This window comes from Brevibacterium sp. S111 (assembly GCF_004745075.1).
Classification (GTDB): Bacteria; Actinomycetota; Actinomycetes; order Actinomycetales; family Brevibacteriaceae; genus Brevibacterium.
The window spans coordinates 1-8,529 of the sequence record NZ_RHFH01000029.1; the positions used below are offsets into that span (position 1 = coordinate 1).

Annotated in this window: 6 protein-coding genes and 2 pseudogenes; 5 read left to right on the forward strand and 3 right to left on the reverse strand. The window is 59.4% G+C overall.

The window, feature by feature from the left end:
- Window positions 1-197: 197 nt before the first annotated feature.
- Together EB836_RS17595 and EB836_RS17600 are read right to left on the reverse strand one after the other, a co-directional pair.
- A pseudogene (locus tag EB836_RS17595) lies at window positions 198-584 on the reverse strand (ATP-binding cassette domain-containing protein); the annotation flags it as partial.
- The gene (locus EB836_RS17600; protein ID WP_135542741.1) at window positions 581-1,504 is read right to left on the reverse strand and encodes a metal ABC transporter substrate-binding protein; all 924 of its coding nucleotides are present in this window, start codon (window positions 1,502-1,504) and stop codon (window positions 581-583) included. The pseudogene EB836_RS17595 and the gene EB836_RS17600, both read right to left, overlap by 4 nt.
- A 580-nt stretch (window positions 1,505-2,084) precedes the next feature.
- Between EB836_RS17600 and nrdI the strand changes: the two genes are divergently transcribed.
- The 5 genes from nrdI to EB836_RS17630 all read left to right on the forward strand — a co-directional run bounded on the left by nrdI (window position 2,085) and on the right by EB836_RS17630 (window position 7,976).
- Complete coding sequence (nrdI, locus tag EB836_RS17610; protein ID WP_167854513.1) at window positions 2,085-2,534, forward strand: class Ib ribonucleoside-diphosphate reductase assembly flavoprotein NrdI; 450 nt, start codon at window positions 2,085-2,087, stop codon at window positions 2,532-2,534.
- A complete protein-coding gene (gene nrdE, locus EB836_RS17615) occupies window positions 2,531-4,687 on the forward strand; it encodes a class 1b ribonucleoside-diphosphate reductase subunit alpha (protein ID WP_135542733.1) in 2,157 nt (718 codons plus the stop codon). Before nrdI ends, nrdE begins: the two co-directional genes overlap by 4 nt.
- A gap of 30 nt (window positions 4,688-4,717) precedes the next feature.
- On the forward strand, window positions 4,718-5,743 hold the full coding sequence (gene nrdF, locus EB836_RS17620) for a class 1b ribonucleoside-diphosphate reductase subunit beta (RefSeq protein WP_135542735.1): 1,026 nt from the start codon (window positions 4,718-4,720) through the stop codon (window positions 5,741-5,743).
- A 43-nt stretch (window positions 5,744-5,786) separates the two neighbouring features.
- A complete protein-coding gene (locus tag EB836_RS17625; protein ID WP_135542737.1) occupies window positions 5,787-6,359 on the forward strand; it encodes an NADPH-dependent FMN reductase in 573 nt (190 codons plus the stop codon).
- 198 nt (window positions 6,360-6,557) lie between these two features.
- Entirely contained in the window at window positions 6,558-7,976 is a 1,419-nt protein-coding gene (locus EB836_RS17630; protein ID WP_205683413.1) for an alanine--tRNA ligase-related protein, read from the forward strand.
- Window positions 7,977-8,098: 122 nt separating this feature from the next.
- On the opposite strand, the pseudogene EB836_RS17635 reads toward EB836_RS17630, so the two are convergent.
- Window positions 8,099-8,410, reverse strand: a pseudogene (locus EB836_RS17635) (integrase core domain-containing protein); the annotation flags it as partial.
- Window positions 8,411-8,529: the final 119 nt, after the last annotated feature.

Genomic DNA, 8,529 nt, shown 5'->3' on the forward strand with positions numbered 1-8,529 from the left:
CGTCGACTCGTTGATGTCGAGGTCGCGGGCGACTTCGGCTCGGGACTTCCCGAGGTCGGTGACCATCGCGACGGCGTCGGCCTTGAACTCCGAGGTGAACTCTCTGCGGGGCCGCCGCGGGGATTGGCTGGTAGTCATGTGCAGCAGTTTCCTTTCATCGGGTTCTGCTGTCTACTCAAATCATGACACCCCATCTGGAGCCCGACGCGTTCTAGTGCCTGTTCGACCACTTGACGATCCGCCGACGTGGGCTTTCGAGTGAATCCTTGATGCGCGTAGCGGCCCATCATGACGACATCGCGGACGCTGACGGGGAACGTCCAGTCAACATCCTCACTTTGTGGCACGTATCCCAGCAAGCCTTCTTTGCGTGCTTGCGTCGGTGTCCTGCCGTTGATCGATACGGTGCCTTGAACCGGGCGGGTCAGTCCCATGATCGTTTTGAACAGAGTGGACTTCCCCGACCCGTTCATTCCGATCAGACCTGTCACGGAACCGAACTCCACTCCGAGACTGACATCCTCCAGTGCCCTGACGTCGCCGTATTGCACTGTGACACCGTCAGCACGGATTGCTGAAGTCACTTGTTCCCACCCGTCAGAGCTTCAGTGATGGTGTCAGCGTCGTGCTTAATGAGCTCAAGGTATGTTGGCACAGGTCCGTCCGCTTCTGAAAGCGAGTCGACATACAGTGTCCCGCCAAACTCCGCGCCGGTGGCGTCAACGACTTGTCGCATTGGTTTGTCCGAGACGGTGGACTCACAGAATACTGCGGGAACGTCATTGTCCTTGACGAACTCGATAGTGGAGGAAATCTGCTGCGGGGTTGCCTCCTGCTCCGCATTCACAGGCCAGATGTAGCGCTCGTCGAGATCCGCGTCCCGGGCGAGGTAGGAGAAAGCGCCCTCACACGTGACGAGGGCTCGTTCTTTGTCTGGCAGTGTCGACAGCTCACCGACAAGGTCATCCTGAACGGTTTGAAGTTCGTCTTTGTACGACTCTCCATTGGACTGAAAGTCGGCGGCGTGATCTGGATCCAGCTCGCTGAAAGCATCGACCATGTTGTCGACATAGATTTGGACGTTGACAGGGCTCATCCATGCGTGGGGATTCGGCTTGCCCGCATAGGCGTCCTCGGAAATGTCGATTGGTTCGACACCCTCGGAAACGACTTCATGCGGGGCGTCGGTCTGTTCGACGAATTGCTCGAACCATGCCTCCAGATTCAGCCCATTGTCAAGAATCAAGTCGGCTTCTGACGCCTTGGCCACATCCTTGGGAGTGGGTTCATATCCATGGATCTCGGCACCGACTTTGGTGATCGATTCCACCTCCAGGTGTTCGCCGGCTACGTTGTCGGCAATATCGGCAAGGACGGTGAACGTCGTCAACACCTGAGGCTTACCTTCGGTCGACGACGACTCCGCGTTCCCAGCACCGCAACTTGTCAGGGCTAGCGCCGAGGCAGAGATCAGAGCGAGTTTCGACTTCAAATTGATTTGCATTCCCATCACTCATTTCTCGATTCATGTTCTCAAAAGCTCAGACTGCGACAGAGTGGGCTTTCAGCGTTTATATGACGGACTTCAAATCGCGCAGTATCGCAACCGGCGCCGGCGGCCCCGTTCATCGATACCTGAGAGTAGGTGGATGTTCCGCCCGGTGTGCGGCTTCTATGAAGTGGTCGATGTCCTCCGAGCGTGCGCTCCTGAGAAACAGGGACGTCAGACGAAAGAGGTATCCGAGCATCCGCTCGACGTCTGAGCACGTTCTCACTACTTCAAGAGCGCCATCGGTGTTGCCAGCGCGAAGTTCCTCGAACACGGTGATCGCTTCGATCCAGGTGCCCTGCGGTTGTGCACTCTCGTTCATCATCAATCCTTTCGGTTGGGGCACCGGACACTGAGTCGCGCTTGAAGTTTGGTACGCCGAATCTATAGTATCGGTGTACCGAATTACGAAAAGCACGGCAGGGAAACCTCAGAAGCCTCAACTGAGGTACGCGCAGAAGGCTTGGCAAAAAGAGTTTCTAGTTCTAGGAGGGCTGTAGTGGTGCATGGACCGCGGCCACAGACGACCTATCCGATCCGAGAGCTGCACGAGGGTGAATCGCCGGACCTGGTGTATTTCTCCAGCGTCTCGGAGAACACCCGTCGATTCGTCGATAAGCTCGACCGTCCTGCCGTACGCATACCGTTGCGCCCACGCTTGGAGGGCATGATTCGGGTGGCATGCCCCTTCGTCTTGGTCGTGCCGACCTACGGCGGCGGGGAACAGGCGGGTGCGGTTCCGAAGCAGGTGATCGCCTTCCTGAACGACCCGGCCAACCGCGCTCTGCTGCGCGGGGTGATCACCGCGGGGAACACGAACTTCGGCGAGCATTACTGCCTGGCCGGGCCCATCATCGCGCGCAAGTGCCGCGTGCCGGAGCTCTACCGCTTCGAGCTGCTGGGAACCCAGCGCGACATCGACACCGTCAACACCGGCCTGTCCCGCTTCTGGGACCAGGTCAACAACGAGAGGACAACCGCATGACCACCATCGCCTCAGAGGTTCCCGTGCGCACCGGCATCGGAGCGCGGAAGGACTACCACGCGCTCAATGCCGAACTGAACCTGTTCGCCTCCGACGGCTCGATCCAGTTCGACAAGGACCGTCAGGCCGCCGCCGAGTACCTCCGCCAGCATGTGGTCCCGAACACCAAGGTCTTCTCCTCGGCGGCCGAGCGCCTGGAGTGGCTAGTGGACCACGATTACTACGAGTCCGAATTCCTGGCAGCCTACACCCCGGAATTTCTATGCGCACTGCACGAGCGCGCCCATTCCGTGGGGCACCAGTTCGCCACTTTCTTGGGAGCCTTCAAATTCTTCACCTCGTATGCTCTGAAAACCTTCGACGGCACCACCTATCTTGAAGGGTTCGAAGAACGGGTGGTCGCTACCGCGCTCTACCTCGGTCAGGGCGACGAGCAACTGGCCACCGGGCTGGTCGACGAGATGCTCTCCGGTCGCTTCCAGCCTGCGACGCCGACTTTCCTCAACGCGGGGAAGGCCCAGCGCGGAGAGCTGGTCTCCTGCTTCCTGCTGCGGGTGGAGGACAACTTAGAGTCCATCGGTCGCAGCGTGAACTCCGCCTTGCAGCTGTCCAAGCGTGGCGGGGGCGTGGCGCTGTTGCTGTCGAACCTGCGTGAGGTCGGTGCTCCGATCAAACGAATCGAGAACCAGGCCTCCGGCGTGGTGCCGGTGATGAAGATCCTCGAGGACTCGTTCTCCTACGCCAATCAGCTTGGCGCGAGGCAGGGCGCAGGCGCGGTCTACCTGCATGCCCACCACCCCGACATCCTGCGCTTCCTCGACACCAAGCGAGAGAACGCCGACGAGAAAATCCGCATCAAGACCCTCTCCCTGGGCGTAGTCATCCCGGATGTGACCTTCCAACTGGCCAAGGAGAACCGGGACATGCACCTCTTCAGCCCCTACGACGTGCAGCGCGAATACGGTACGCCGTTGTCAGACCTGTCGGTGAGCGACCACTATGACGAGCTCGTGGCGAACCCGCGGATTCGAAAGAACGCGGTCAGCGCCCGGGAGTTCTTCAAGACCCTCGCTGAGCTCCAATTCGAGTCCGGATACCCCTATGTGCTCTTCGAAGACACCGTCAACCGTGCCAATCCGCTGGCAGGTCACATCAACATGTCCAACCTCTGCTCCGAGATCCTGCAGACCAACACGCCTTCGACCTACGACTCCGCTATCGGGTACCAGGAAATCGGCCAAGACATCTCCTGCAACCTCGGCTCACTCAACATCGCTCAGGCCATGAACTCCTCGAACCTGGGGTCGACCGTGGAGACCGCGGTGCGGGCACTGACCAGTGTCTCCGACCAGACTAACGTCGATGCCGTCCCGTCCGTGGCGAACGGGAACGAGACCAGCCACGCAATCGGACTGGGCCAGATGAACCTGCACGGCTACCTCGCCTCCCAGCGCATCCACTACGGCAGCGAAGAAGGCATTGACTTCACTGACATCTACTTCCTTACCATCACCTATCACGCGATCCGCGCATCGAATCAAATCGCGATTGAGCGCGGGCAGACCTTCGCCGGATTCGAGGACTCGACCTACGCCGACGGCTCCTACTTCGACAAATACACCCAACATGACTGGCAACCCGCCACTCAGCGGGTGCGCGAACTATTCGCAGACGCAGGCGTGACCATCCCTTCCCGCGAGGACTGGGAACGGCTGCGCGAGTCGGTGAAACAGCACGGCATCTACAACGCCTACCTGCAGGCCGTCCCGCCCACCGGGTCGATCTCGTATGTGAACAACGCGACCGCTTCGATCCATCCGGTCGCGGCGAAGATCGAGATCCGCAAGGAGGGCAAGCTCGGCCGCGTCTACTACCCGGCCCCGCACATGAGTGATGACAACGTCGGCTTCTATCAAGACGCCTACGAGATCGGCTACGAGAAGATCATCGACACCTACGCCGCAGCAACCCGACACGTCGACCAGGGGCTCTCGCTCACCCTGTTCTTCCGCGACACTGCCACGACTCGCGACATCAACCGCGCGCAGATCTACGCGTGGCGCAAAGGCATCAAAACCCTCTACTACATCCGACTGCGCCAACCAGCACTCGAAGGTACCGAGATCGAGAACTGCGTCTCCTGCACACTCTGACCCAATCCAGCCCATACCTAAGGAACCCGCATGACGACCACTAACCCCACCCGCTCGCTCGCCGAGACCTCGGTGACCCCGCCCGCCTACCGCCACGACCCCGCGGCCCGGCTGCGACCGATCAATTGGAACCGCGTCGGCGACGAGAAGGACCTCGAGGTGTGGAACCGGCTCACCGCGAACTTCTGGCTGCCCGAGAAGGTGCCGCTGTCCAACGACATCCCCGCCTGGGGCCGGCTCACCGAGAAGGAACGAACTCTCACTATGCGGGTCTTCACGGGGCTGACGATGCTTGACACGGTGCAGGCCACCGTCGGCGAGATCTGTCAGATCCAGGATGCTCGCACCGAACACGAAGAGGCCGTCTACACCAACATCGCGTTCATGCAGTCGGTGCACGCCCGGTCCTACTCTTCGGTGTTCTCCACCCTGACGAGCACTCCGGAGATCGACGACGCCTACCGGTGGGCCGTAAACAACGACCTGCTTCAGCAGCGGTGCAAAAAGGTACTGAAACACTACTACGGCAACGACCCGCTCAAACGGAAGGTCTCCTCTACTCTGCTGTCCTCACTGCTGCTCTACGCAGGGTTCTACCTGCCATTGCATTTCTCCGTGCACGCCACACTGACCAACACCGCAGACATGATCCGCCTCATCCTGCGGGATAAGGCCGTGCACGGCTACTACTCCGGCTACAAATATCAGCGCGGCATCGAGAATCAGGCATCTGAACGGCAGAACGAGATGCACGAGTTCACCTACGAGCTGCTTGAAGACCTCTACGAGCTAGAGCTCGCCTACTCAGGTGAACTGTACGAGCCGCTGGGGCTGATGGACGACGTGGCAGTGTTCGTACGCTACAACGCGAACAAGGCACTGATGAACCTCGGCTACCCTGCACGTTTCAGCCCGGGAGAGACCGAAGTCAATCCGGAAATCCTCGCCGCCCTGGCACCGAGCGCTGATGAAAACCACGACTTCTTCTCCGGGTCCGGATCCTCCTACGTCATCGGGAAGGGCGAAGACACCAGCGACGCCGACTGGGACTTCTGAGACCCGTCGACCGACCAACCTGTTCCCAAACGAAAGGCACCACATGACCAAGAACATCTCCGTGATCGTCGGCAGCCTGCGCCGCGGCTCCTACACGCGCAAGATCGCCCACGAGACCATCACATACTTCCCCGAGGGCTACAACGTGCAGATCGTCGAAATCCGCGACCTGCCGCTCTACGACTTCGACTATGACGACCCCGACGTCTCCGACAAACCAACCCCAGAGGCGTACACGCACTTCAGGGAGACTATTAAAGCCTCCGACGGTGTGTTATTCGTGACCGCTGAGAACAACCGCACTATCCCAGCCTGCCTGAAGAACGCCATCGACATCGGCTCCAAGCCCAACAGCGACGTCGCGTGGAAGAACCTCCCGGCCGGGATCATCAGCCATTCCGTCGGACGCATGGGCGGCTACAGCTCCCAGAAGAACCTCCGCCTGGCCCTGTCCTACTTCGACATGCCTACCCCTGGCCAACCGGAAGTGTTTCTCGGCCAGTCGCCGAGCTTGTTTGATGAGGACGGGGCTATCGCTGCTGAGACGACTGTGGAGTTCCTCCAGAACTACGTGCAACGGTTCACCGAGCTCGTTTACGCCCACCCGCGCGGGTGAAGGTAGATTCTGGCTCTGACGAGCTGGTACTCCCCACCGCCGTTGAAGACCTTTGTAGCCAGGAGGCCGTCGATAGTCCTCGCCACTCCTCGGGCCGGATCTGTCCCGGTAGTGGCGGTCCCGAACTTGATCGCACGGCGGGCAGAACCTTTCGATCCGAGCAATTGCCTATTCAACTACTTCAGGAAGCGATCACCTATGCCTTTGCGCGCACAGCATATCCGCACTGCTTTCCTTGACTACTACCAGGGACGCGGTCATACCGTCATTCCACGCAGTGGCCTCGTGGCGGAAGAAGATGGCACCACCTTGTTTACCGGCAGCGGCATGCAACCGTTAATGCCATACCTACTGGGTGAGCCGCACCCTTCGGGTCTGCGGCTGGCGAACTGCCAACCAGCAGTACGGGCACAGGACATGGTTGAAGTCGGCGACAATCGACACACTTCGTTCTTCGAAATGCTAGGGAATTGGAGCCTCGGTGACTACTTCAAAGAGCAGCAGATCCGCTGGTTCTTCGATTTCTTGACCCGCATTGTCGGGTTGGATCCCCACCGTTTGTATGTCACCGTGTTCGGCGGCGATGTTTCGGCACGTGTCCCACGTGACGAGGAAGCGGCGCAGATCTGGAAGCAAGTGTTCGCCGACGCCGGAATTGAAGCCCAGGTCGCGGTGATCGGGACCCAATCCGACGGGGACGCCCGTGGCATCAGTCCCGGGGAACGCATCTTCTTCTATGGCGACGAGGAAAACTGGTGGAGCCGAGGTAAGGGGCTGGCTGGCACTCCGGTTGGGGACCCTTGTGGGCCCGACAGTGAAGTATTCTTCGACTTCGGCCCTGAGCACCACGACCCGACCCATGGTCTGCCACATCCGGCTAGCGAAAGTGGTCGATTCATGGAGATCGGGAACCAGGTGTTTATGCAATATCAACGCCAACCCGACGGCACCTTCACCCAGCTGACTCACCGCAATGTCGACTTTGGTGGCGGCTTGGAAAGGATCACTGCGGCTGCGAACGACGACCCGGACATATTCCAAATCAGTGTCCTTCGCCCTATCATCGAACACTTGGAGAAGCTCAGCGGCCGCTCATACCGGGACGCGACAGTTGGCATGCGTGTGATTGCCGACCACCTGCGTGCAGCAGTGTTCATGATCGTGGCCGGGGTGCGGCCGGCGAACAAAGAACGCGGGTATGTGCTGCGCCGACTGGTACGTCGGGCGATCCGGTATGGGCAGGCAATCGGAATTCAAAAGCTCTTTCTGCCCACCACAGTTTCGGTAATCACCGTCCTCTACAATGACAATTATCCGGAACTAGACACGCAGCACAAGACGATCATGACGGTTTTGGAGAAGGAAGAACGCGTGTTCCTGCGCACGCTTCGCAAGGGCTTGGAGGAACTCCACCGACGAGGCCCAACGGGGATGACTGGGAAGGATATCTTCACCTTGTATGACACGTTCGGGTTCCCCACCGAACTCGCGGTGGAGGAAGTACTCCATTCTGGTTACAGCCTCTGTCCGCAATGGAGGGACACCTTTGACCGATATATGCAGCAACAGCGCGCTCGGTCCCGAACAACCGTTTCGCGCAAAGGCCCCGTCCAATGACTGACCTCAGGTTGGCGGTTGAACGATTGACGAAACTTTAGGCTCTCAAGCACCAGGTTTGATGGAGAGTTCTCTAATCATCGGGCGTGAACCCCTGGAAGTGGACACATCAATGTGTACTATCAGGCGGCAATGCCCATCATAAATGTGTAATCGACCTCGAAGTCAACCGGTGCTCGATAACCCAGACTCGAATGTCTCCGCCTCGAGTTGTATCGAACCAACCACCGAAACACCTCACGACGACACTCGAGGTCCGAGACCCACCGCTTCGCTCCTTGCAGCGTCTCCCGCTTCAACGCCGCGTTGACCGACTCCGCCAGGGCATTATCAGCACTCGACCCGACCCTGCCCATCGACTGGACCACCCCGAACCGACGACACATCGCCTGAAACGACGAGGACGTATATTGACGACCATGGTCGCTGAATATTCGGCTTCTTGGGCGCCACTGCGCTCGTCTTTGAGCGCCACCTGTCTTGGGTGTCGACCGGCGTCGTGAGCGCCCCCGAATATTCGACTTCAGCGCCACCTGTTTCTAGGCTCCTTCTA